At 43.2% G+C, this 23095-nt stretch carries 27 protein-coding genes; 5 read left to right on the top strand and 22 right to left on the bottom strand.

Translation table 11 applies throughout. The features are described 5' to 3' along the window. Window positions 1–107: 107 nt before the first annotated feature. The 17 genes from L2717_RS13270 to L2717_RS13190 all read right to left on the bottom strand — a co-directional run bounded on the left by L2717_RS13270 (window position 108) and on the right by L2717_RS13190 (window position 11278). Entirely contained in the window at window positions 108–407 is a 300-nt protein-coding gene (locus L2717_RS13270) for a hypothetical protein (protein WP_012197944.1), read from the bottom strand. A 48-nt stretch (window positions 408–455) separates the two neighbouring features. Then, a complete protein-coding gene (locus L2717_RS13265) occupies window positions 456–1454 on the bottom strand; it encodes an ArdC family protein (protein ID WP_048908709.1) in 999 nt (332 codons plus the stop codon). Window positions 1455–2057: 603 nt separating this feature from the next. Next, window positions 2058–2396 (bottom strand): type II toxin-antitoxin system HicB family antitoxin, encoded by a 339-nt coding sequence (locus L2717_RS13260; RefSeq protein ID WP_012197942.1) that lies wholly within the window; start codon window positions 2394–2396, stop codon window positions 2058–2060. Next, window positions 2393–2638, bottom strand: a complete 246-nt coding sequence (locus tag L2717_RS13255; protein ID WP_006087375.1) for a type II toxin-antitoxin system HicA family toxin — start codon at window positions 2636–2638, stop codon at window positions 2393–2395. Before L2717_RS13255 ends, L2717_RS13260 begins: the two co-directional genes overlap by 4 nt. 193 nt (window positions 2639–2831) lie before the next feature. Next, the gene (locus tag L2717_RS13250) at window positions 2832–3233 is read right to left on the bottom strand and encodes a hypothetical protein (protein ID WP_220774015.1); all 402 of its coding nucleotides are present in this window, start codon (window positions 3231–3233) and stop codon (window positions 2832–2834) included. A 1-nt stretch (window position 3234) separates the two neighbouring features. After that, window positions 3235–3858, bottom strand: a complete 624-nt coding sequence (locus tag L2717_RS13245; protein ID WP_220774014.1) for a hypothetical protein — start codon at window positions 3856–3858, stop codon at window positions 3235–3237. Window positions 3859–4528: 670 nt separating this feature from the next. Beyond that, the gene (locus L2717_RS13240; RefSeq protein WP_220774013.1) at window positions 4529–4750 is read right to left on the bottom strand and encodes a hypothetical protein; all 222 of its coding nucleotides are present in this window, start codon (window positions 4748–4750) and stop codon (window positions 4529–4531) included. A gap of 30 nt (window positions 4751–4780) precedes the next feature. Beyond that, a complete protein-coding gene (locus tag L2717_RS13235; protein WP_220774012.1) occupies window positions 4781–5269 on the bottom strand; it encodes a hypothetical protein in 489 nt (162 codons plus the stop codon). A 1-nt stretch (window position 5270) separates the two neighbouring features. After that, on the bottom strand, window positions 5271–5726 hold the full coding sequence (locus L2717_RS13230) for a type II toxin-antitoxin system HicB family antitoxin (protein WP_220774011.1): 456 nt from the start codon (window positions 5724–5726) through the stop codon (window positions 5271–5273). A 124-nt stretch (window positions 5727–5850) separates the two neighbouring features. Next, window positions 5851–7725 (bottom strand): ParB/RepB/Spo0J family partition protein, encoded by a 1875-nt coding sequence (locus tag L2717_RS13225; protein WP_220774010.1) that lies wholly within the window; start codon window positions 7723–7725, stop codon window positions 5851–5853. A gap of 392 nt (window positions 7726–8117) precedes the next feature. Next, window positions 8118–8351 (bottom strand): hypothetical protein, encoded by a 234-nt coding sequence (locus L2717_RS13220; RefSeq protein WP_012197936.1) that lies wholly within the window; start codon window positions 8349–8351, stop codon window positions 8118–8120. A 14-nt stretch (window positions 8352–8365) separates the two neighbouring features. After that, entirely contained in the window at window positions 8366–9097 is a 732-nt protein-coding gene (locus L2717_RS13215; protein WP_220774009.1) for an endonuclease, read from the bottom strand. Window positions 9098–9510: 413 nt separating this feature from the next. After that, on the bottom strand, window positions 9511–9855 hold the full coding sequence (locus L2717_RS13210; RefSeq protein WP_220774008.1) for a hypothetical protein: 345 nt from the start codon (window positions 9853–9855) through the stop codon (window positions 9511–9513). Window positions 9856–9879: 24 nt separating this feature from the next. Then, window positions 9880–10059 (bottom strand): hypothetical protein, encoded by a 180-nt coding sequence (locus tag L2717_RS13205; RefSeq protein ID WP_220774007.1) that lies wholly within the window; start codon window positions 10057–10059, stop codon window positions 9880–9882. A 13-nt stretch (window positions 10060–10072) separates the two neighbouring features. Next, complete coding sequence (locus L2717_RS13200; RefSeq protein ID WP_220774006.1) at window positions 10073–10363, bottom strand: BrxR family helix-turn-helix transcriptional regulator; 291 nt, start codon at window positions 10361–10363, stop codon at window positions 10073–10075. Between the two features lie 14 nt (window positions 10364–10377). Beyond that, a complete protein-coding gene (locus tag L2717_RS13195; RefSeq protein ID WP_193377977.1) occupies window positions 10378–10554 on the bottom strand; it encodes a hypothetical protein in 177 nt (58 codons plus the stop codon). A gap of 58 nt (window positions 10555–10612) precedes the next feature. Continuing rightward, entirely contained in the window at window positions 10613–11278 is a 666-nt protein-coding gene (locus tag L2717_RS13190; protein WP_006087356.1) for a tyrosine-type recombinase/integrase, read from the bottom strand. 191 nt (window positions 11279–11469) lie between these two features. Here L2717_RS13190 and L2717_RS13185 point away from each other — a divergent pair, with 191 nt between their 5' ends. Further along, window positions 11470–11712 (top strand): hypothetical protein, encoded by a 243-nt coding sequence (locus L2717_RS13185; RefSeq protein ID WP_220774005.1) that lies wholly within the window; start codon window positions 11470–11472, stop codon window positions 11710–11712. Between the two features lies 1 nt (window position 11713). Beyond that, on the top strand, window positions 11714–11893 hold the full coding sequence (locus tag L2717_RS13180) for a hypothetical protein (protein WP_220774004.1): 180 nt from the start codon (window positions 11714–11716) through the stop codon (window positions 11891–11893). A gap of 153 nt (window positions 11894–12046) precedes the next feature. Here the strand turns inward: L2717_RS13180 and L2717_RS13175 are convergent, their stop codons facing one another. The 4 genes from L2717_RS13175 to hyoA all read right to left on the bottom strand — a co-directional run bounded on the left by L2717_RS13175 (window position 12047) and on the right by hyoA (window position 18778). Further along, entirely contained in the window at window positions 12047–12232 is a 186-nt protein-coding gene (locus tag L2717_RS13175; protein ID WP_115407247.1) for a hypothetical protein, read from the bottom strand. A gap of 34 nt (window positions 12233–12266) precedes the next feature. Beyond that, the gene (locus L2717_RS13170) at window positions 12267–13520 is read right to left on the bottom strand and encodes a Y-family DNA polymerase (protein ID WP_220774003.1); all 1254 of its coding nucleotides are present in this window, start codon (window positions 13518–13520) and stop codon (window positions 12267–12269) included. Beyond that, entirely contained in the window at window positions 13508–13942 is a 435-nt protein-coding gene (umuD, locus tag L2717_RS13165; RefSeq protein ID WP_220774002.1) for a translesion error-prone DNA polymerase V autoproteolytic subunit, read from the bottom strand. The genes L2717_RS13170 and umuD overlap by 13 nt, the downstream gene beginning before the upstream one ends. 579 nt (window positions 13943–14521) lie before the next feature. Further along, complete coding sequence (hyoA, locus tag L2717_RS13160; RefSeq protein WP_220774045.1) at window positions 14522–18778, bottom strand: NACHT domain-containing antiphage protein HyoA; 4257 nt, start codon at window positions 18776–18778, stop codon at window positions 14522–14524. Window positions 18779–19227: 449 nt separating this feature from the next. On the opposite strand from hyoA, the gene L2717_RS13155 reads away from it, so the two are divergent. Beyond that, window positions 19228–19887 (top strand): recombinase family protein, encoded by a 660-nt coding sequence (locus L2717_RS13155; RefSeq protein ID WP_107881429.1) that lies wholly within the window; start codon window positions 19228–19230, stop codon window positions 19885–19887. Between the two features lie 135 nt (window positions 19888–20022). On the opposite strand, the gene L2717_RS13150 is transcribed toward L2717_RS13155, so the two are convergent. Next, entirely contained in the window at window positions 20023–20892 is an 870-nt protein-coding gene (locus tag L2717_RS13150) for a LysR family transcriptional regulator (RefSeq protein ID WP_220774046.1), read from the bottom strand. Between the two features lie 334 nt (window positions 20893–21226). Here L2717_RS13150 and L2717_RS13145 point away from each other — a divergent pair, with 334 nt between their 5' ends. Both L2717_RS13145 and gfa read left to right on the top strand, forming a co-directional pair. After that, a complete protein-coding gene (locus tag L2717_RS13145; protein ID WP_107881431.1) occupies window positions 21227–22378 on the top strand; it encodes an iron-containing alcohol dehydrogenase in 1152 nt (383 codons plus the stop codon). Window positions 22379–22438: 60 nt separating this feature from the next. After that, on the top strand, window positions 22439–22996 hold the full coding sequence (gfa, locus tag L2717_RS13140; RefSeq protein WP_107881433.1) for an S-(hydroxymethyl)glutathione synthase: 558 nt from the start codon (window positions 22439–22441) through the stop codon (window positions 22994–22996). Window positions 22997–23095: the final 99 nt, after the last annotated feature.

Genomic DNA, 23095 nt, shown 5'->3' with positions numbered 1-23095 from the left:
TTTCGATTTTTGCTAGGCTGCTGCCGTATGAAGCGGCAAAGGTATCGGGGGATTTTCAGGCCAAAAAAAACGCACTCAATGAGTGCGTTTTCTGCAAGCGTGGCGGCTTAATATTCGCTTGGCAATAATGCGGTGGTTCGTGCTCTGTCTGCCTCGGTGATGATCCATATTTCTACACCTTCAAACTGATAAGCTGAAAGGATACGACCGCCCTTAATTAACATCTCATTATTAAGCTGGTAATCTTCATTCTCTAAATCTCCCCAATCTCCGATCGCGTGACGATAGAACAAAGACGCTAACGCTAAACCATTACCATGGCCGTTTTTGACCAATTCATTTATCCCTTTAGATGTATATAATGCACCAAGCCACTTCAATTTATCTTCTATTGTTTTATCCGACATATCTATTCCTATATAATAAAAGGCTTAGTGAAAACTAAGCCTATAAAATCAAGCGGCCTTTAACTGTTCGCATGTGACTTGCATTAAATACTGATGAGCCTTAGACGCGGCACTGGCGGCTTTAAAAATATAGCGCTTATCATTCTTTAACTGCGTTAACCAACTTGCGATATAAGACTCATGCTGAACGTCACCGCTAATATTTAACTCGGCCATTAAAAAACTTGCGCCTAATTCAGCGATCAATTCTTCAAAGGCGTAATCATCCGAACCAAACCGAGATCCCTTTATTCTGTCTAATCGGCTTTTTGCGCCTGTCCAATGCGTTAACTCATGCAATGCCGTACAATAAAAATCAAGGCTATTTGAGAAACGTTCGCGAGTGGGTAAAACGATGTTATCGGTAGAGGGTCTAAAAAATGCTTTATCTCCTTGCTCTACAATATTCGCACCTGTTTTATTAATGAAGCTTTCAACATGATCAATTGCATCAAATGAGTTGTTTACGTTGAAACCTTTCACTTCCTCAACATTTAACCCGTCGATTTGCTCAACGTTAAAGACAGTGAAACTTTTAAGCATGGGAATAACTTCTTTTTCACCTTGTTCATTTTCTTTTTCCCAACTCTTATAAAAAATAATTGAGGTGCCCTTCTCGCCTTTGCGAACTTGACCGCCTAAATTATTCGCTTGGTTATAGGTTAAAAATTGATTTGATGAAAATCCCGCATCAAATGCCGCCGCCCATAACAACAAAACATTAATACCGCTATAGGCTTTTTTAGTATCGAAATTAATCGGCAAACCTGCACCGATTGAATTTCTCTGCCACGGACACACCCAAGGCTTTACGCCTTTATCTAATGCCGCAATGATTTGATCAGTGACGACCTGATACATATCTACTTTTTTAAATGCTTTTGCACTTTTACTTTTTGTTTTGCTTTTTGAGATATCGTCTTTGGAGAGCCTGCTTGTCGCTTGTAAGCTGGCTTGCTCGCTGAAAGGCTTAGTGTGGCTTGCTGGGGTAGTGATTGAGTGTGTCATGGCTGCTTGCTCCGTTTGGGGTCTATCATCTTCGTTTTCGCCTGACGTCCTGCTCGCTCGCCATCGTTCTGATTGACAAGGGCGCGCAGCGGCGAAGCGAACCCTTGGCAAGCGGGTTGTGGTGAGCGACAGATTAAGACGGAAGCGTAAACGAAAGGGATAGAACCAGGAGCGGCCGTGATGCCGAATGAAACGACCAGCTTAGCCACACTTGCCGCGCAGTGAGTAGGACTGTGCTTGGCGGTTTGGTAGTTGCGTTAGGGATTGGCAAGCAGGAACGTAGAGCCACGGCAAGCTTGCTTGCCATCAGTGGATCACGTTATCGCGGGGAGCGAAGCGAAAAGCCCGACCGGAGGGAACGCCCAAGTTCATCAGTTGTATTTAGATGACATAGCGCCACAGCAGCCAATAGACACTCAGAGTAAATAGATTAACCGCCGAGGCACGTTTCAAAGCACACCAAGGGGTATTGTCAGATAAACGGAAAAGGGCGGCGAAGCCGCCGCTTGTTTCGCGTTTTGCGGGGAGCTATCAGGGGTAATGTTCAGTTTAAGTAGATCACATGGCTCAGGCTGATATCATTGCTCGACAACGATTTGCAGCCTACAAACCCACGCTTTTTTGAACTGCCCTTTTGATAAACTCATTCGTGCTAGTCGATGCCTGAAATGCCGCGATAGACGCAGCCAAATGCAAGTCATGGCCTAATCTGACATTAAGCGATCCCTTGCAAGGCTTCTCTGGTTGAATGTCCTGTTGAGCACAGTCAGCAAGATAAGCGTTAATCGCCTCTTGAAAGGCTTGCTCTAACCCTTTGGCTGTTTCGGCCTCATAGTTGATCAACGGTGAAATGAATAGCACCTGCCCAAACAGAATATTATCCTCTGGGCTGATTTCTACAGAGCCGTGATAACCCTTATATGTCATTGTATTTTGCATCATAGTTTCCCCCATTCGGTTAATTTGTCTCTCACTTGGCGCAATGCGTAAGCCTTTAATTCATTTTTAGGATGCGGTTTATGCAGGTTGATTAACTCCTTCGGAATGCCATTATCAAACTTAACCCTCGAACCATCACCCTCGACTTGTTGATAGCCGAGCACTTTTAACGCCCCCGCTAATTCATTCCAAGTCAGTGTTTTGGACGATTTGAGCTTTGCTAATAATTTATCCGTTTTCGTCATAATGCCCCCTGCTATATAGGGGATCATTATACCAAATCAACCGCAAAAAGTGCAACTATATATAGTTGCAATTGGGATATTTTCGAGACTTAACCTATCGAATGGATTGAACTTAAGAAGAAAACGAAATGGGTCATGATGTGAATTAACGAGAATGAGGAACGCATGTTCCCCTGTAAGACGTTCAGGCTGCTTACACAAAATGCCCTTGTAGATCCTTAATTCTCACTATCGGATAGCGATTAGCACTCTCTAAGCATTTAGCGCGAGCCCTTTCGATATTGATCGCTGAATCAATAAAATAGCATTGTTTTTGGGCAATATCGTTTTCAGAGTCATAGCCAACAATAAAAAAGCGAGGGGAATATTTAACCTCGTCCACGGTATAACGGATCGCCTGACCTGTCGCGGATTCGTGATGGCCAATGTACCCGATCCCGTTAGCATTCAAATCAGCCATGTGGCTACTAACAACTGATGTTGCATAGTCCGCAGGCCAACCCGTTGCAGGGGTGCGACCATATAAACGTTCATGTTTATATTGCCCTTGTAAATAGGTGTTCATTTCTTCAAACGTCACTGAGGGTTTGCACATATCATATCGCCCCCGCGTTAGTGGCCAACTCAATGCAGCCCCCTTCCATCACAAACCACAGAGCATGATGTGTATAGCAATCGCTTATCCCCCCGTCAGCCGCCACCGACACATAAACCGTTGATGTGATCCCCGAGGGTAAAGACCACATGATTGAAACGTGCTTATTTCGATAGTTCTGACTTAACGCCCTCGTTAGTTCTTCGACTGAGAGGCATTGCGTATCGTTGCCAAAATTCTTAATCACGACAGGAAAACGAACCGAAACCCGTTTTTTGTCAGTGCTAAACACATTAAAACGCACGCGATAATCAATACTTGCGCCATTGCGTCGAGGTTGATCGATTGATACGACATTTTGAGCCACTTTTGCCGCGACTAAGTACCGCTCGACCGCTTCAAACAATAACCCTTGTGAATAGGGATACCATGCCTCATTAGCCACGCCCTCAAGTCCGAGGCCGCAAAAGTGAAAGAAATTCATTTCAGTTAAAACAATGATCGTCAACTCGCCCCTTTTTTGCTGTTGAATATCGTCTTTGGAGAGCCTGCTTGTCGCTTGTAAGCTGGCTTGCTCGCTGAAAGGCTTAGTGTGGCTTGCTGGGGTAGTGATTGAGTGTGTCATGGCTGTGTGCTCCGTTTGGGGTCTATCATCTTCGTTTTCGCCTGACGTCCTGCTCGCTCGCCATCGTTCTGATTGACAAGGGCGCGCAGCGGCGAAGCGAACCCTTGGCAAGCGGGTTGTGGTGAGCGACAGATAAGACGGCAGCGTAAACGAAAGGGATAGAACCAGGAGCGGCCATGATGCCGAATGAAACGACCAGCTTAGCCACACTTGCCGCGCAGTGAGTAGGACTGTGCTTGGCGGTTTGGTGGTTGCGTTAGGGATTGGCAAGCAGGAACGTAGAGCCACGGCAAGCTTGCTTGCCATCAGTGGATCACGTTATCGCGGGGAGCGAAGCGAAAAGCCCGACCGAAGGGAACGCCCAAGTTCATCAGTGGTATTTAGATGACATAGCGCGACAGCAGCCAATAGACACTCAGAGTAAATAGATTAACCGCCGAGGCACGTTTCAAAGCACACCAAGGGGTATTGTCAGATAAACGGAAAAGGGCGGCGCAGCCGCCGCTTGTTTCGCGTTTTGCGGGGAACTAACAGGGAATAGCGACTATCGGCGGCCAATAAAAACGAGCCTGAATGCGGCGGCGACGAAATAAATAGCAGAAATGGCAATGAACAGCCAACAAATCACCAATAGTATATTATTCAAGAATGCCATCATCACTTTGTCCTTTCATTTTATCAGCGTAAATACTTTGCGATTAGCAGCGGTTTTGGTGTTATCAGTCAACGGCCAAATTTCCCAAGGAGAATCGGCGCCCGTGCGACTTCTGAGAATGCTATCTCCCTTGCGCCATTGAAACTCTTCGTAATCAATACACCACTCAAACACTTCGCCCTGTTTGACGGACTTGAGATCACTTATCTTCACAATCTCTATCGCACGTTGAGACATGCCTAATCCTCCTTGTCGTTATCGCAACACTCACATGTCTTCATCTTCCCACTCGATGAGGCGGTATTTTTGAAACTCTGGATGCTCTTTAAGCTGTTCGTGAACATCTGCGGGGATGTGAAAATTCAACTCCCCCGCTTCAATCAAATACTTCAAACACGCTAAGCCCTCATGCTCAAGCCCAGACTCATCAATCACGCGCTGCACTTGATTGGCTTGGCATCGATACCGCGCCCCACCGACAACGACATTCACCGCGCCAGAGGGCATAAAAATCATCGTCACTGGATAGTGATGGCCACCAAACAGATTCACAAAGGAAAAATAAACATGATGACCTTCACGAGTACAACTCACGATATTGTTGATTGGCATGATAACGCCCTCACTGTGTTGCACTGGAATAATGTGGATCGGTTCATCGGCTTGTACGGCTTGCTCATAGGCCGCGACAACCTCGGGATTGTCCATAAGCTGCGCTTTCACCTCTGAAAATGGAATACCGGTTACTTTGCCCATATCAATCTCCCACTTTTGAACACGATCTTACTGAGTCTGCGCTGTTCATTAACTTATCAGCTGCCTTGGCTAAGAAGTCCGAACGGTCTTTGAACTCGCGATGAAACGCCACAAAACTATCGATACGTACAATCTGCGATTCTGACAATGTGATATTGAGGCGTTTTTGTTTGGCTTTAAGCGCCTCTAGTGGCACCTCTAAGGCCATCCATTGGTCGAACTTGGGATGCAATGCCTGATAGTCGCGATAACCTTCATTCAAGCTATCGACTAAATGACCATCGTTGATCACTTCCTCAGCCATTAATAAAATGGCTTCTTTAGCCTTAAACAAGATTTCTTCTTGGCAATCCGCCGCCGAAAAACAGCCATAGCCTAATTTTTCAAACACGGGGATAACGATACCAAACGCCTGCGTTTCATCAGCAGGGCTTTCGATCCCGACCATAAATAGCATTGTAAAACCTCTGCGTTAACCGTTGAACCATTATACACACGCATACACACAACTCAATTTATTTAGTTAATTCTTGCTCAGATTTACCCTGAATTAACAGGGTAAATCTGCATCAGTATGCGGCTTAAAATCCAGCTGGCATCAACGCATCAAAGTAGGCTTTTTGTGCATCATCTAGCCCTTTTCGCTCACCGTTCACTAAGCTATCAACCTGATTTGCTAAATCCTTTTTCTTGAGTGCAGCGGCTTGTAATGCCCACTGCTCACCCATGACAGGCTGAGCCATATCAATTAAACAAGACAAACTCACGCGCTTAAAGAAGGTTTCCGCAGTAGGTCGCCAGTAGTTAGACCATTTCACATCGAGCGTGGATATCACGGCCTCAACAGCTTTATGACTATTATCAATTGACGCCTCGAACATGGAAGCCGTGGCGTAAGCCACCTGCTTTTCTTTCTCTTTTACATCGAGGGCGCAAAAAGCGTTAAAGCGTTCAGCGACCGTTGGCAGACCAACCCACGCTAAATTTAGGCTGGCTTTTACACCCTCGATTAACTGCACCGCTTTGTTATCCGTGAGCGCTCCCGTTTTAGGATGGCAAGTGGTGTCGTTAACGCTGATATGCAGTGGACGGCTGCCATAATGCGAATCAGTGAACGCGCTTACACAGACAGAGAAATGCAACGTATCAAGCGCAACGCTTGGCGCACTCATTAACGCATGTTTCGTGATAATCAAACGCTGTGCGCGTAAGTCGTCATTGAGCGCAGCGGAATAACCGCTTGCGTCCTTATCTTCAATTTTTTTCACGTCACCCACATTGAGTGGGTCTAATTGCACACTGGCTTTTAATTGTGCCAGTGCCTTTTTGTCGTCTTTATGCACTAACCCAATATAGATACTGACAGGCTCACCATAACTTTTTAACACGAGCATACACCCCGCTAGCGCCATTTCAGCGGGATCATACTCACCCTCTTTTGAGTCTAGAAGCCCAAACCCTGCAAGTTCATCGTATTCAGAAACTAACTTTATCTGTGTCCACTTCCAGCCACGCGCGATTAACTTTGCTGCTTCGATTTCCAATTTTGCGGTCGCTAATGATTCGAGCAACGCTTTATCATCAAGATAGACTTCATCACTGAACAAGTCTGAGGTCACAACCCCGCCCGCTTTTTCGTATTCTTCTTGGCCAACAAACTGAGCCAAATAGTGATCAGCATTCACAGCGGCGTCTTTAAGCATATTGCGGAATTGGTTTTCGTTGTAACGTCTATCGCCTGCCAGCTCCCACACTTCGACTTGTTTTTCGACACTGGCAATCGTGAATATCATCACGACATCAAGCGACACGTTCCCCGCTTTGTACGCATCGAGCACAACAGGGGCTACCATGCTTAATTTCATGCGCTGCTGCACGAATTTCGCTGTTACGCCAAACCGCGCCGCAACATCAGCAATGCTCGCGCCCTTATTCACCATGTCAGCAAAAGCGTGAAATTCATCGACTGGGTGCATCTTTGCGCGTGTGAAGTTTTCAGTCATTGATAGCTCGGTGGCATAGTTGGCGACTTCTTCGGCTGTCAGCAACTTAACAGGCACAAGCGTTTTCGGTTTCAGCTTATTATTTTTGACCGCTTTAATGAGCTGTCTCAGTCTACGGCCACCGCCCAAAACTGGGTATAAGCCTTGCGCGTTCATGGGCTCGACGATCAAATTTTGTAAAATGCCATGCGCCAAAATGGAGGCATACAACTGTTCATCGTCAGCCTTGGACGCATTTTCTTTACGCACGTTCTTCTCAGACAACACCAACTGGTTAATCTGCAATTGCAGTAACACTGGCTTTGCTGTTGAGGCCAATGCCACCACAGCGTTAGCCGCTGTTGCCGATTTTTGAGCAATATCGGGCTTGTGAGAGCCTGCTTGAGTCTTTGGGCTGGCAGGTAAAGTGGTGGCTTTAGTGTGAGTTGCTTGCGCTTGAATTGAGTTTGTCATTGCTTGTTTTCCTGTCGTTTAAATATCGTTCTCGTCTTCGCCTAACTTCCTGACTCATTTCACGTTCTGACAGACAAGGGCGCGCAGCGGCGAAGCCTCCCTTGGCGGGCAGGTTGTGAAATGAGACAGATAAGAAGTGACAGCGCAGACGTGAACGGTATTGACAGGGAAACGATGACAAACGATAGAGAAGCGCACGCTTACTCACACTTTAGCCGGCAATGAACCGGACAGTGCTTTAGGACGTTGATGTTTGCTTTTGTTTGGGGCTTGGTGATTGCGTTAGGGATTGGCAAGCAGGAACGTAGAGCCACGGCAAGCTTGCTTGCCATCAGTGGATCACGTTATCGCGGGGAGCGAAGCGAAAAGCCCGACCGAAGGGAACGCCCAGTTTAAGACCAATCTCCGGTGAGCTGTTTTACTTCCGTTTCACGAAGACAAAACGCCGTATTAATCGACGTTAGATTATCAAACTTCTCACGTTGAGTGAGCGCAGGATCTTGCTCAATTTTTCGTTCAGCGCCGGTCACTTGGATTAATAGCGTATCGAGATTCTTACTGGCTTTAAACTTACGCAACCAAACCAAATCCAACTCTGACAAGGTGTTATTATCAATATAATTCATGGCTTCTCGTATATTTACCAAATATTGGCTTGCTGACAGCGACTTTTGACGATTTCATTATCATTGAGCTGAATGGCGGCAATTTTTTTAGCCCGCTGACACTCTTGGACATTCACCGGATATTGCTTATCCCACGCACTCATAAGCTGGCGCTGCGACTTACTCATCGAATATTTAGGATAACTTTGGTCCATATACAGATAAGACCGAGCAATGCGCCCTCTGGCGGCTTCGGGAGGCTGAGCTTTGCTGCCCTCAATACGCATATCACAGGCACCAAAATCAGATTTAGCAGCTGGTAACAGGGCAAAATTGTAATTACTGCGCAGCGCGTTCACAGCGCCAATGGCCGGAAATAGATTGTGCATATCCGCTTGCATGTATCGATACTCAACATTCATCTTCTCGGCACACTTGCGGCCCTTGAACGACTGACCTTTGCTATCGACACATTCCCCATGGCCATCACGCCACTCAGTAAATGCTTTGCCAAAATTTTCGGCGGGTACAACGTGTTCCCATTCGATTTTTTTAGCGCGCGCTAAATGCGATTTAGTAGTAAATCCTGGCGGAGTGATTACCAGCCCTTTTGCATCAAATGCAGCACCGCAATAAAGGGTTTCCCGCTGATCTTGATAGACCGATAACAGCTGTTTTTTAGCCTGATTAAACGACTGATTCGTCGTATTGGAAGCAACAGCAAAAAGGGGAATTACCGCAATGATAGAAATTAAAAAACGATTCAAAAACAAACCTCTTTTCAATGAGATTGACTACATTAGATTAATCTAAAAGCTGTGTTAATAATGCGATACTGCCAAATATTCTACTTTATCCAGAAACTTAGGCGGCCAAAGATATGACTTGTTTAAGCGATCATTATCGACGACAGCTAATGAGGCTATTTAGTTAAGTAAATGACAAACCTCTGTTTTTTCATCACACAAAAATGATTTTCCGCTCAGTTAACACTAATGACTGAGAAGCCTTTATGCTCCCCACATTTAAGACATGAATCAGGCACTTTGTCCCCTTCAAAATAATGCTTGTTATCACCGCATTTTTCACAATGAGAGCAATAAACAGCATCGTGCATTTTGGCCGCAACTTTATGAAGATCAGACAAATCTACGTTTAATTTCATGCTTTATTTTCCGTTCTATGTGTTTTTGGTAATGGATGTAAGGGCTTTATCAATTGAGAATGGGCGTAGTTCACCGTTAGACAAGTGGACTTTATAACAAGCTGTTGTGATCCAAGTCTGTTCGACAAAACGTTTCTCATTTTCAACAACAAAAGAAACAACTAGGCGACCATTCAAATCCCATCCCTTTTCATTATCACAGTAACGTTCAAAGAGTTCTTTGAGTGCATTAAATAATTCACCAGAGTCTATTTTTCCATTTGCATCAGGACTCAATTTTTGACTTTTAAAGTAGTTAGAAGCTTCACCTTTGGTTTGATAAAACTTGCCTGCTATTGTGACTGGTTTTGCCTTTCCCATTTGAAACTCCTTTACGATGTTGAGTTAATCAGACAGCACATTTGCTTCAAAGTAACCTGGCGTTCTTTGTTTATAAGAGTGACCGCATTTATATGGGCAAATGATTTTTTCGCGCTCCCAACCAATACCATCAGCATTTTTTTCAATTAGTTCAAAAACTTTCTTACAGTTTGGACAAGTAATGTAATCTTTTCTATCGCTCATAATTGACTTTCCGTTATTTATTAAATGTTCCAAAAACAGTGTTCAAAGCATCTACAAATTCACCTGCTTTGACATCACCAAGGAAACAGGGCTTAAAAGAATCGGTGGCGATGTATTTTTTCTTAGCTGGCACGTAAATCATTGAGTCTGGATTCGTGGCCAAATAGTCTTGAAAGACTTTACTCACTTTTTGACGACCTAGCCCCAAATGACGGTAAATATCTTGGCTGGTAACGTGTCCATTAAGCACGAGTTTTGCGTCAATCAACTTTAATACAGCGTCATCAAGTAATGGGCGTGACATAAATTATTTTCCGATTATTTACTGTTTTTCTTTGGCAAGCCTCTAACTGCGTCCATATCCCTAGCTTCACCAGCCGCCGCGATTCTGGATAGTTGCCGCTCTGACTTGCCCCAGCGTTTTGCAATTTCTTCAAACGTCCATCCCTTTGAGTTGGCTATTAATTGAAATTCCGTAATAGGTTTACCCGTCATATATGCCTAGTACACCTTTTAAGTTAGACCTGTCAAATATGTCTAGTATATTTCTTTTTCAAAACCAATCAATCCCACACATCTGTTCAATCCGCTTCGGTTGAATAACAACGTAGTCTATTGTGGTTTCAGGGCTGGCATGGCCGAGGATTCGCGCTACAGTCTCAATCGGTACGCCATTGACTACGGCGTTAGTACAAAGCGACTTACGGCCAGAGTGTGACGAGGCCGATGGTAGGCCACATTTCTTATAAATCTCGCGCATTGCCTGCTCTAAGGAGTCGCAAGCCCAATATTCCCGCACCACGCCAGAGTCAAGCTTTCGCGGCTTAGGTTGGAGCGAATAAGGAGCGCCACGAACCGTATACAGAAACCGCGACTCAGGGATTAATCCTTGAAACTCGGCACGGCCTGATACGCCCCATTTTTTAACTAGGCGGTGATCAACCCATTCCTGAATGATCGCCCTCGATGTTTTGTTTGTAAGCCAAACCGTTCTGGGCTTCAACAGCTTGCAAATACTGGCTGGCAGGTGGATTTCCTCTTTGATTTTGCCGTTGGCAAAAAGGATGTGTTCAGTTTTGAGTAATGCAACCTCAGTCACGCGCAGGGCAGCGTGAGAAAGTGCTACAGCACAACGTTTTCCTTCGCTGTGCTGCATGAGTTGGCAAGTTTTCAGGACTCTATGAATTTGGGCGGGAGTAAGTGCGTCTGCGCGGCTCATTGTCTGTATTTTCCTTTTAAATGGGGATATGCAGACAATACGATTTTTACACTGCCTAATTAGCTTAACACAGCATTAGAACTGGCATTCACGGAAAGCAAAAATAATAGCGAAGGCCACTAGAAAATGAATAGGTTAGTCTCCATATGAATTATATGGCTATTTCGCCATAACGTCGTATAGGAGGCCTTATGGCTTGGAGTGATTATATTGGTAGCTGTTTTGGAATAGAAGATAAAAAGTTTGCTTTGCATCCTTCAGATATTAGTGCGGCATCCGAACTACTGGCTAAAGCACAAGCTGAAGGTGTGGGTTTTGCTGAATACGTAGAAGCAATTAAGCAATGGATGGTTGCTCAGGGCTGTTCTCCTGCTCATATTGCGGAGCAACTAGTTAGAGTTAAAAACGTAACCACTTATTTTATAGGGGATTAATATGAGTCAATGTCCAAAATGTGGTTCTCATAATATAGAAAAAGAAGAATGGCGTGATGCCGTACCAAATGCAGTAGAAATAGGTGGTTCAGCCGCATTTGGTAAAACAGGTGATCTGATATGTTTAGATTGTCGCTACACCAGTTCCCCAAGCTCGTTTGAACCCAAAAAGCCCAAATAGACCTCACTTAGAACAAAACCAGCTTCGGTTGGTTTTTTCTTTTATTTATCGTTTCCGTGGTGCTTGTGCTTAACCAGAAGGCCAGACGCCACGGAATCAAAATTAGATTCCATGGCGAGTTGACATAGATCCGGTAAAATTAATACTTTCTGATTAAGCATCTAAAAAATCTGTCAGCGAACCAAAGCCTAGTCGGTCAGAAATAACAGCACCAATTAAAAATATAGCGGGTGGTAAATACCACATACCAAGCGTCATACCGGCTGCAATCCATAGTGTTAACTCACATGATAAAGAAGCGATCAAGGCAATCATAAAAATTTTTGTCATATTAAACATACGGTTCTCTCTAGCTATGTAATTAGGAAAGCAGTTAAGTTTTAAGTGTGGGTATATCTGACCAACGAGTGGTGTATTGCGGCGATAGAAATTCTCGTCGCATAGACCAATGTTGCGCGCTGCCTTGAGCCGCAATATACAACACATCACGGCCATAGCGATTATTTAGACTATCAAAGATTTTCATTAATTTAGGGTCACTCTTTGGCACATTAAATAAGTCATATTGAACTGATGTTTTAGGACAAAGGTCAATCAACCCCACGCCAATTCGATAATAGCGCACACCAGAGCGATAGAGGTTTGATACCTCCCTGCTAACCGCGGTGCACAGTTCACGGCTGTCATCAGTTGCACAAGTGAACTGGACGACCTTCTTAAAATACACAGGCTGAGGATCGTGCGGCGAGTTTGCCGCAAACACCACCATCGTTTTACAGAGTGAACCTTGCTCACGCGCCTTGGCCGCCGCTATAGCGGCATGTTTGGCTAACGCTTGGTGTAAATGGTCACGGGTAGTTATTCGCTTGCCAAGGCTGCGGGTGGAAAAGATCTGTTGCTTGTCTGCTTTAGTGTCATCCCACGTTTTACAGATCTGGCCATTGAGTTCACGCACTGTTCGCTCAACATCGATAGAAAAATGTTGTCGCGCCACTTTCGGCGCCAGCTGCGCCAAATCATAGGCAGTTTGCACACCCAATAAACCCAATTTAACCGTTAACTTGCGGCCAATCCCCCAAACTTCATCAACTGGCATCGATTTTAAAATCTCAATCCGCAGTGCATCGTTATCGATAACGCAAACACCCTGATATTGGGCCAATTGTTTCGCGGCATGGTTAGCCAACTTAGCCAGGGTTAATGTCTCACCAACCCCCACACACACCGGCAAACGGCACTCACGCCAAACTGTTCGGCGCAACTGAGCACAATGTGCCGTTAAGTCTGCAATTGCAACACAGCCTTTAAACGACACAAAAGACTCATCGATGGAGTACACGTATTGCTCGGGCGCAAACCGTCCGATCACTTGCATCATTTTTGCCGATAGATCGGCATAAAGTTCATAATTAGATGAAAACACCTGCACATTATGTCGTCTACATAGATGTTGCTGCTCAAAGTAAGGAGCAAATTTCTTCACGCCAACGGACTTGGCCGCGCGGTTGATTGCCACACAACAACCGTCGTTGTTACTGAGTACAATCGCGGGAAGTCCGCGCAAGTCGGGTCTAAACACCATTTCGCACGATACATAAAATGAATTAGCATCAATCAGTCCGTACATGATTGACTCAGATATTGTTCAAGTAAGCTTGAATGCTCGTGAAGTCGGATTGATTTGATGATCACCCCTTCAACCGAGAAGGTATCTGCATCATCGATAGCAATGGACGTCATGTTTTGCTGTTGATCGATAGAAACCAGTAAACGGCGTTTTTCATCGAGGAGCTTTACGGTAAATTCACCGTTATAACTCGCCACGACGATAGCCATGTTGCGACGTTGAGCGGCGCGGTCTATCACTAAAATGTCACCATGATAAATGCCTACCCCCTCCATCGAACGACCAACTGCGCGGCCAAACCACGTAGAACTAGGATGATCAACCAGCAGTTGATCAAGACTAAGGGGTAATTCTACGTAATCAGCCGCTGGGCTTGGAAACCCCGAAATTCCCGCACTCGCATTGCATGTGATGAGTTTCATAGCACTAAACCACTGTATAAATAATCAGTAATAATAGCAGTAAAAAAAATAAAATCTAAAATTTCGATCCTGCTGCCGGTTCCTGACTTTTTTCGGTGGATAATCGCCGCGCTCTTTGCGGTGTTATCCACAAAAAATCAGGGTTCGGTGGCAAATGGCTTTTCGCTTGAAATGGTCATGAGTGATGGAAAACCGGTTAATAATTTCTGACAGCCGCTTTTGTTGCATAAATCTGTTCAATACCCACAGATTTTTGACCACTTGTTGCAGAATACTTGGTAATCTCATGGCAACTGTCTAGATCCACGGTGAACAACTCCTAGACAGCCAGCCCCCGCAAGGGGGCGTTCCAACTTTATAAACGTCAAGAAACGACAAAGGATACAAATGACTATTAAAAAGTGAATATCTTCGTGTCATTTTAGACCATGTATGCGTTAGTGAATTAAGTCTAGAAGACCGGATATTGATTTGAAAAATTAATTAAGTTATTCCAAAGTACCTAATAGAGATGACGAATATTTTGATTAAACTCTAGGGTAATGGCCAATATTAGTTGGCCACTATACATCTTGCTGTTTACGTATCACAAACCAAACCACGTACTTTCATATCGATTACTATCACTTCTATCTCATCAACACCTACGTAATTACCTGCAATAGTTTTCCAATAGCATTTCAAAGCAGATGCAAGTTCATTTACACCAACTCTCTGACCATTAACAACCCACTTTTTCGTGGTTTTTTGGGAGATTAAAAGAAACACACCGCACCCTGCAGCTTCTTCTCTTAGATAATCACCAACCAATTGATTTCTTAATCGCTCACATAATTTCGGACCACTCCAATCCTTATCAAGTAACTTTAATTCAATAGGTACGGGTGACCTTACCTTTGGGTTATCAAGCCAGATATCCATTCGCTGTTCATTAGCTAACTCTGGTTCCTCAGCAATAGTGTAGTATCCTTTGCTATGCTTTCTTAACTCTGCCGCAATAAGAGTTCTTACCTCATTTTCTTCGGTCGCCCTTTGCCATGTTACCCACGGGCTATCATTGCCATTCTCAACCCAATCCTTGAGTGTTTTTAACTGCAAAACAGCTAACTCAAAAAGTTGTCGATGTGATTCAGGTGAAACCATTTCAGATTTGCAAAACTCTTTAAATTGGTGAACTGACCAAGGGGTTATATTCCCATAATTCTCAGCCATTATATAAGCTCGCTCTCGCATCCAAGGCCTATATGATTCACTAGGGTGCTCTTCTATCAATTGCTTTAAAGCGATGTAACTCTCTTTCCCTGGTATTTCAATCAGAAAACTGAATAACATATCACGAGCTTCTTGAGCATAGTCTCGGGTAGTTGGGGAATATACACCTTTATCATTCCTGTCAATATCGTCACTTGTTTTTATATACTTGTGCATCAATATATAAAGAGACTTTATATGCGCAACAGTTTTAAATCTTCCGGCACAATACAATGCCTTTTGAGAACCTATTCCTCCCAATAACGCCACAATAAATTTTTCCGCAGCATACTTGGCGCTACTTTTATCTAGTTTAGATAACCAGTTTTCAAATTCTGAAATTCCAATCTCAGGAGAACTATCAACTAACAATGCAAACCACCAAGCCATTTCATCATTATCATCAATACACGCTGCTATATATTTCCGAGCCAATCTAGTTAACTTTTCAGGTTCAACTTTCCCGTCAATCAATATTCGAACACAATATTCTCGACTTGAACAAATAAGACTTGTACTGCGCATAAGGTGGTCAAATACTTTAGGCGCGATATACTCATTCAACCAAGGTGCGTAATATACTAAGTCATGAAGAATATGATTTATTGAATCTGAGTTTTTAGGCGTTTCCAGCTCCCAAATCAGCTCTTTCAATACAGCATCTTCCGTAGTCGTAGGAAATTTTTTATGTATTTTCTCAAACCAGTTAGGGAAACCATTAATGTCCCAAGTGAGGTAACGCAACGCTAAATCAACTTCACTATGACTTAAATATTCAGGAAAATGTGGAAACTCGATCGCTTCTATCTCAAGACCAGCTAAGGCAAGGAGTAATACACCGGAAATTGAGTTACCAAACTCCTCTTCTGACCTTAGTTGCGGTCTAAAGTGCCTCCAATGCTGAATAGCAAAATCTTTGTATGCTACAGCCACCTCCTCCCCGAAATCAGTAATTAGTAGCTGCCATTGCGTATAATGCTGACGAGAAGTACATGAACCATTTTTGTCTAATTCAGTCATTAACCAAATATGATTATTAGTAATTTCACCTTTATTAACTAAAGGTTTAGAGATTTCCAAAGGTTTATTCCGTAAATATAGTATCCAGTCCCTCCTTTCTTCTTTTCGCTTCATGTCCTTCTCTTTGATTTTTAAAGCACGGGTAGCTTGCTTCTCTTCAAAGTCTTTCATTGAATTTGAAACATCAGGATTTAACAACTTGTTTAGTTGCGCAGTAAGCTCGACATTTCCTTGCACAGAACGATTAATCTCTGCCAGCATATTCACTGGGAAATCACATTGTTGAAAAATTCTATAAGCTGCATTTAGTGCAACTAATTTATCGTCAATCAAATCTCGTGCTTCTATATAACCTAGGATCCTAATAAAATCGGCAGCCTCAAAGTACCAATAATGCTCCAGATAGGCGATGCTCCAATCATTAGTCAAAGACCCATCTTTAACACTCAAGTTCTCTCTTGCTTTTTCTATACAATGCCAATATAGAGCGTCATTTAACTCGGGCCATTGAGGTACGATTTTTTTAAAATCAGTATTAATTCCATGTAAAACATCACTCTTCCAGAACTTTAACTCTGCAGTTAAAGCCAAAATAGACAACGATACTGCAGAAAGTGCGTAGCACTCTTTCATCAATATCAGTTTCTCTATACATTTTAACGCTACACTGACTAACCAAGCGTACTGCTCAGAAATTTTGCACTCTCCTCCCTCAATATATGGTTCTATTTTCAAATAAATAAAAATTCTACCCAATATTTCTGGGATAATTTCAGTATCTGCACGTTCTACAAATTTAAATAAAACGCTATTCAACCTTGAAAACTCAAACTCTTCATATTTAGTTAGCTTAGGGATACTTTCTAGCAATAATTCGACTGTGGTTTGAGTTGGTATGATTTGATCAATTAACTCTACCAATAACTCCCTTTCAATTACGTTGCAGGTATCATTTATTGTTAGCCACATAAAATGCTTTTGTTCTTCGCAACCACAAGTCATAACAGCCCTAATGGAAGCTATTCTTGCGTACTTATCTCTATTCTCATCAACGGCAATTGGGATTAACGATTCTATACAACCTGCCATTCCACCTTGCCACACCAATCGGCCTAAGAAGAAAATGACGTCATCATTTTCTCGATATTTCTCAATAAGGCTAAGTACATTTTCTATAAGATCTGATTGTGCAATTCTTGCAATTGCTGCATTGTCACGAGCCGAATGTCCATCTGTTTTATTGGCAATACGACTAACAATATCTGAAAGTAATCTTTTACGTATATGCAACGGCAATTGTGACGGGTCGCCTTCTTCAACTGCAATTTCGGGCTTAATTTTTAAAGTTTCAGTACAAATATTATCATCAAATAAAATAAGCCATGGAAGTAATGGGCGAAGTAAAGGAGTAACGATAATTTCACCTAGAGACTCCCTAAAAAAAAACGATTTAATTTGCGAACGACTATGCCCACCTTTAAGTAATCCATCAAAAAACTCTGCTGCTAATAGCTCTCTAATATCCCTATGCCTAAAGCGTACTGCACCATAGATAATATCATTGAACAGCCCACTTTCTAGTAAGGATTTAACGTCTTCTTGAGACCAATCATATAAAATCACATCCGCATCAAATCCTTTTTTAATGCGTTCCGAATCAGGGACATTAATCCCAACAATTCCTGTTAATACAACAGCTGCGGCTAGACGCTGTGCTCCATTACGAGCTTTGTCAACATTTAGGGGTTGGCGATCATTATTATGAGACTCTTTTAACCGAGTATTCACATTGTGTTGCAAAAGGTTTAAGCGTCCGCCTAGTGACTGCTCATTAGCCCATTTAGTGATTATTAAATCTAAGTCGAAAGGCCTTTCAGCTAGAGTCCATAGATTAAGTCTATCTACTTCATTTAACAGTTTTTTGGTATCTTCAACGTTATGTGCATTACAATATTCTGAGATTCTTTCTCTATCCAAAGGCCGTAAACCATAGACTTTTAAGGCACTAGATGGCTGCTTATTACCTATGATCTCTTTAGTTTCTGAAGATGCAAGAAAAAGAAACGTATCCATTAGCCCTTGATCTGCTTTAGATCTCCAGCTATAAGGCCGACTAGAAATATATATATGCGCTCTATGTGCACCTTTTTCAATTCCCTTCGAAAAACGTTTTATTGCATTTTCAAAAGCTCTTGGGCTACTAAGTCTCGCTTCATCCACAGAGTCTAAAAAAAACCAAGCCTCTTCACTTGAGGCTAGCCAAGAATCAAAGGCATCTTCATCACCAACTTCAAAGGCATCATAAAATTGACGGTCGATATCTTCAACTCTAATAAAAAAAGACGGTTTTCCTTCACTTGCAAGTAACGTTGCTTTCTCCCGAAATTCTATTGTTTTCCCTGCCCCAGCTTCAGCTAGGACTACACAGCGATATTCGCACAATAGTGAATCCCATGATTCAGTTTTTCCTCCCCCCCAGTTAAGGGACTGCTCAAGTTCTTCAGCTTCTTTATGATCTTTAGAAACAGATGAAAACTGCCTGTTTAATGGAATGTATTTAGACATAACGGCACCAAAGCTAAAATGGATTATAGCGAAAGATCATTGCTTCATATTCTACTCGTTACTCATCCATAACCCAAACAATGCATCAAAAAGTTATATTTGGTAGCAACTTACGTAGTAATTGATAAATCGAAATAGAACTGATGGTTTCAGATCAAAGTAGATGGTTTCGGCAAAACTAATCAAAATGTAAGAGTATGAGAATATTATGAACATTAGCTCTAACGTATAAAGGGGCAGAAATGGATTATGATGATCATCTCTAACACTTACCAAGCCATAACCATGCAAACTTAATATGCCATCCTTAACTATGCCTGCATTGGCCCAATATGATAATGTGACTAGAACACTTAGAGTATACCCCAAGCAAACTAGCTACATCACATTGCCAATTGGTTCGCTATATATTGATTTAAAACCCTACTCGCACTAGCATCGTAAAACACATCCTAAAAACACCAAATGAGGCAAAATGTTTATTCGGGCGGGCCTACCTACGCGCATCAACAGATGAACAAGATGCCAATCGAGCCAGAAATGAGTTGGTTCAGTTTTCAGACAGTAAAAATGTTCGCATTGCCAGTTTTTATACTGAGACGCAATCAGGGACGAAAATTGAACGGCCTGAACTTGGGCGCTTAATCATAGACTCTCACCCTGGCGATGTTTTACTCATAGAAAAAGTCGATAGATTGTCTCGCCTCCCCTTCGAGCAATGGAAGGTCCTAAAAAGTAAATTGGTAAAAGCCAATATTCATATTGTGGTCGTTGACCAGCCAATGACACATGGGATCTTAAGTGGCACAGAAGAACATACCATGATCGCAAAGGTACTAACTGAGTTCATGATTGATTTAGCCGCGGCAATGGCCAGAGATGATTACGAGACAAGAAGAAAGCAACAAGCGCAAGGCATCGAAAAGGCCAAAACCTTAGGCAAATACCTTGGACGTCAGCCTGACCATGGATTAAGGCAAAATATTCGGTTACTACTCGATGAAGGGAAAAGCTGGTCACAAGTGCAGAGTCTGCTTAAATGCAGTCGTTCTACCATTGCCAAAGCAGCTAAGTTGAATGAGCTAAAAACCGATGAATCAATTCTCTAAAGATTTGATTCATTCTAAGGCAAAAACATGCCCCGCTGGAAGGAAGATACGGGGCGAAATAGGGGTTCTGTAGCAAAGTTGAGTGTCATGCTGTGGATGCTCAAGTTCCCACGGACTCAGAACTTAACTCAGAACTTAACTCAGAGCTTCACTCAGATAATCAAGTAGCATGCGCACTTTAGGTGATAAGTGCCGGTTGTGAGGATAGAGTGCCCAGATCCCCTCTTTAGGTTGACGATTTTGCTCCAACAGTGGAACAAGCTGTCCATCTTCTAAAAAAGGCAATACATAGTACTCAGGTAGCTGAATGATGCCTATGCCTTTTATCGCGGCATCAACGAGTGCATAGCCACTGTTACAGATCAAATTACCCTTAACCCTGACATTTCTCGTCTTTCCATTTTCCTGAAATCGCCAGTAATCTAATGTTCCCAACAGACAGTTATGCTGTTCCAGCTCAGACAGTGAGTGAGGTATTCCAAAAGTTGAAACATAATCTGGGGAGGCGCAAACATATTGAGTTCTTGAGCCTAGTCTTTTGGCCATAATACTCGAGTCTTTAAGCTGTCCGAGTCGAATGGCGAGATCGTACCCATCATCGATTAAGTCGACATTCTGATTCGTCAGATTTATCTTTACTTCAAGCTCTGGGTATTTAGCGATAAAATCGTTCACCAGCGGCGCAAGCGTTTTTTCACCATAAGTTACTGGAGCGGTAATTTTTAACAGCCCTCTCGGTGTACTCTGTAAATTGGTAATCGCGCGCTCGGCCTCTTCTAATCCATTCAGCACTTGCCTGCAGTGTTGATAATAGATCCGACCCACTTCGCTCACCGACACTTTACGTGTGGTGCGGTGAAACAGCTTAGTAGCCATTCGGGTTTCTAATGCGCTGACCTGCCTGCTGACTTGCGCGGTAGATATCCCAAGCTGTTTTGCGGCCTTGGTAAAGCTCTCTGCCTCTGCAACGGCTACAAATTCGCTAACGCCTTCCCAATTAAACATTGTTGCTTCCCAGTAATTATAGGTCTTCAATAATACTCATTATCGTCAAAAATATTGTGGATGCAATTTGTATCCTAAATAAGAGTGAATTTCATTTTGTTCTCACACCACATAGGGGTAGCGCTTTTCACATTCAAAATTGTTACTGAGAAGGAAAAGATATTTCCGAAATTATGGGATTATCATTACTTTTGAGTGGAATATAATCCTCGTTATCCAAGTAATACAGGCGAAGATCTTCAGGCTTTGACATCAACCCAGGCCAGTTTATCGCCTCAAAACTACTGACCCATTAGCAAATTTACCCTTTTTTATTCAATACGAGGAAAGACAAATGAGTACTACATTTTATATGCCTCCAATGTCTCTGATGGGACAACATGCTATCAAATTGTTAGGCACAGAACTGCAGGCAAGAAACTTCAACAAGGCACTGATTGTTACAGATAAGGCATTAGTAGATATCAAGTTGGTGGATAAGCTGACAGATCAGTTATCTGCTCACGATATCGCATTCGTAATTTTTGATGGCGTTAAGCCGAACCCGACAGAAAAAAATATTGAACAGGGTTTGGCTCTGCTCGAAGCGCAAAAATGTGACTTCGTTATTTCGTTCGGCGGAGGTTCTTCACACGACTGTGCTAAAGGCATCGCATTGGTCGCAGCCAACGGCGGCCACATTCGTGATTACTCTAAAGGGGTTCATCTGTCGGCTAAGCCACAACTACCTCTGGTGACTGTGAATACTACAGCTGGTACTGCAGCAGAGATGACGATATTTGCCATCGTGACCAATGAGGAAGATGAAACTAAATACCCGATTGTAGATAAAAACCTAACTCCAATAATTGCAGTAAACGACTCAGAGTTGATGGTTGCAATGCCTAAGTTCCTCACGGCAGCGACAGGCATGGATGCATTGACTCATGCGATAGAAGCTTATGTGTCGACGGCAGCAACGCCAATAACCGATGCCTCAGCAGTTAAAGCTATTGAGCTTATTGCCCAAAACCTGAAGGCGGCAGTTAACAATGGTGAAAATCGTGAGGCTCGTGAGGCTATGCAATACGGTGAGTACCTTGCAGGTATGGCATTCTCTAATGCTTCATTAGGTTATGTACACTCGATGGCTCACCAACTCGGTGGTGTCTATGATCTGGTGCACGGCCTCTGTAACGCCATCTTGTTACCGATAGTGTCACGTTTTAACGCGGTTGAAAAAGTGGAGCGTTTTGCCGAAGTGGCGAAAGCAATGGGTGTAAATACTGTGGGCATGACGTTAGTCGATGCAGCTGAAGCTGGCATCCTTGCTATCGAGAAACTATCTGCTTCGGTTGGCACAGATCAGAAACTGTCTGATCTTGGTGTTAAGGAGGGCAAGCTTGAGCTTATGGCAATCAACGCCCTGAATGATGCCTGTTCCTTAACAAATCCAAGAAAGGCAACCACTGAAGATATTATTAATATTTTCAAGAAAGCTATGTAATTCAAACCAAACAGCCTCAGGTGGAGGTTGTCTTAACTAAATATCCATGGAGTAATCACTATTAAAACTTTAATTCACCCTCAAGTCGATAACGGTATTGTTGCCGGTCGTGATGGCTTTTCTGGCGGTTATTTATTCTGTAAGTGCAGCAGTAAGCCCGTTGAAGTTACCGTTGGTGCTCAGACTGCCCACAATCATGTTTGCGGTTGTAGCAAATGTTGGAAGCCAGAAGGAGCCTTGTTTTCTCAAGTCGCCGTTGTCGCACGTGACAAGGTGAGCGTCACTGAAAATTCTCACAAATTGATCATTATCGACGAATCGGCAACTATTCAGCGTTATGCCTGCAAAGAGTGCGGCACGCATATGTTTGGCCGCATCGAAAACACGGGCCACCCCTTCCATGGTTTAGATTTCGTCCATACGGAACTATCTTCAGAACAAGGTTGGTCTGCACCAGAGTTTGCGGCGTTTGTGTCATCGATCATCGAGTCGGGCGCAGCGCCTGAATCCATGGGGGATGTACGTAACACCCTTAAAGAGTTGGGACTGGAACCTTACGACTGCTTATCTCCTGTATTGATGGATGCCATCGCTACTCATATAGCGAATAACGGCTAAGTTCGTTTCTGTTTCATCAATCAATTCCCGTTCTGGGCAGGGCAAGAGCGTGAACGTTTTACAATCTAAACTCGTTCGCAAAATAGACGGTAGTTGAGT

This window comes from Shewanella glacialipiscicola, assembly GCF_023283485.1.
Classification (GTDB): Bacteria; Pseudomonadota; Gammaproteobacteria; order Enterobacterales; family Shewanellaceae; genus Shewanella; species Shewanella glacialipiscicola.
The sequence above is the reverse complement of the archived record's forward strand: the minus strand, read 5'-3'. Positions and strand labels throughout refer to the sequence as shown.

What these genes read in the sequence shown, in the direction of transcription:
- L2717_RS13270 (WP_012197944.1), bottom strand. Translation starts at nt 407, where the DNA reads ATGTCGGATAAAACAATAGAAGATAAATTGAAGTGGCTTGGTGCATTA.
- L2717_RS13265 (WP_048908709.1), bottom strand. Translation starts at nt 1,454, where the DNA reads ATGACACACTCAATCACTACCCCAGCAAGCCACACTAAGCCTTTCAGC.
- L2717_RS13260 (WP_012197942.1), bottom strand. Translation starts at nt 2,396, where the DNA reads ATGATGCAAAATACAATGACATATAAGGGTTATCACGGCTCTGTAGAA.
- L2717_RS13255 (WP_006087375.1), bottom strand. Translation starts at nt 2,638, where the DNA reads ATGACGAAAACGGATAAATTATTAGCAAAGCTCAAATCGTCCAAAACA.
- L2717_RS13250 (WP_220774015.1), bottom strand. Translation starts at nt 3,233, where the DNA reads ATGTGCAAACCCTCAGTGACGTTTGAAGAAATGAACACCTATTTACAA.
- L2717_RS13245 (WP_220774014.1), bottom strand. Translation starts at nt 3,858, where the DNA reads ATGACACACTCAATCACTACCCCAGCAAGCCACACTAAGCCTTTCAGC.
- L2717_RS13240 (WP_220774013.1), bottom strand. Translation starts at nt 4,750, where the DNA reads ATGTCTCAACGTGCGATAGAGATTGTGAAGATAAGTGATCTCAAGTCC.
- L2717_RS13235 (WP_220774012.1), bottom strand. Translation starts at nt 5,269, where the DNA reads ATGGGCAAAGTAACCGGTATTCCATTTTCAGAGGTGAAAGCGCAGCTT.
- L2717_RS13230 (WP_220774011.1), bottom strand. Translation starts at nt 5,726, where the DNA reads ATGCTATTTATGGTCGGGATCGAAAGCCCTGCTGATGAAACGCAGGCG.
- L2717_RS13225 (WP_220774010.1), bottom strand. Translation starts at nt 7,725, where the DNA reads ATGACAAACTCAATTCAAGCGCAAGCAACTCACACTAAAGCCACCACT.
- L2717_RS13220 (WP_012197936.1), bottom strand. Translation starts at nt 8,351, where the DNA reads ATGAATTATATTGATAATAACACCTTGTCAGAGTTGGATTTGGTTTGG.
- L2717_RS13210 (WP_220774008.1), bottom strand. Translation starts at nt 9,855, where the DNA reads ATGGGAAAGGCAAAACCAGTCACAATAGCAGGCAAGTTTTATCAAACC.
- L2717_RS13205 (WP_220774007.1), bottom strand. Translation starts at nt 10,059, where the DNA reads ATGAGCGATAGAAAAGATTACATTACTTGTCCAAACTGTAAGAAAGTT.
- L2717_RS13200 (WP_220774006.1), bottom strand. Translation starts at nt 10,363, where the DNA reads ATGTCACGCCCATTACTTGATGACGCTGTATTAAAGTTGATTGACGCA.
- L2717_RS13195 (WP_193377977.1), bottom strand. Translation starts at nt 10,554, where the DNA reads ATGACGGGTAAACCTATTACGGAATTTCAATTAATAGCCAACTCAAAG.
- L2717_RS13190 (WP_006087356.1), bottom strand. Translation starts at nt 11,278, where the DNA reads ATGAGCCGCGCAGACGCACTTACTCCCGCCCAAATTCATAGAGTCCTG.
- L2717_RS13185 (WP_220774005.1), top strand. Translation starts at nt 11,470, where the DNA reads ATGGCTTGGAGTGATTATATTGGTAGCTGTTTTGGAATAGAAGATAAA.
- L2717_RS13180 (WP_220774004.1), top strand. Translation starts at nt 11,714, where the DNA reads ATGAGTCAATGTCCAAAATGTGGTTCTCATAATATAGAAAAAGAAGAA.
- L2717_RS13175 (WP_115407247.1), bottom strand. Translation starts at nt 12,232, where the DNA reads ATGTTTAATATGACAAAAATTTTTATGATTGCCTTGATCGCTTCTTTA.
- L2717_RS13170 (WP_220774003.1), bottom strand. Translation starts at nt 13,520, where the DNA reads ATGTACGGACTGATTGATGCTAATTCATTTTATGTATCGTGCGAAATG.
- umuD (WP_220774002.1), bottom strand. Translation starts at nt 13,942, where the DNA reads ATGAAACTCATCACATGCAATGCGAGTGCGGGAATTTCGGGGTTTCCA.
- hyoA (WP_220774045.1), bottom strand. Translation starts at nt 18,778, where the DNA reads ATGTCTAAATACATTCCATTAAACAGGCAGTTTTCATCTGTTTCTAAA.
- L2717_RS13150 (WP_220774046.1), bottom strand. Translation starts at nt 20,892, where the DNA reads ATGTTTAATTGGGAAGGCGTTAGCGAATTTGTAGCCGTTGCAGAGGCA.
- L2717_RS13145 (WP_107881431.1), top strand. Translation starts at nt 21,227, where the DNA reads ATGAGTACTACATTTTATATGCCTCCAATGTCTCTGATGGGACAACAT.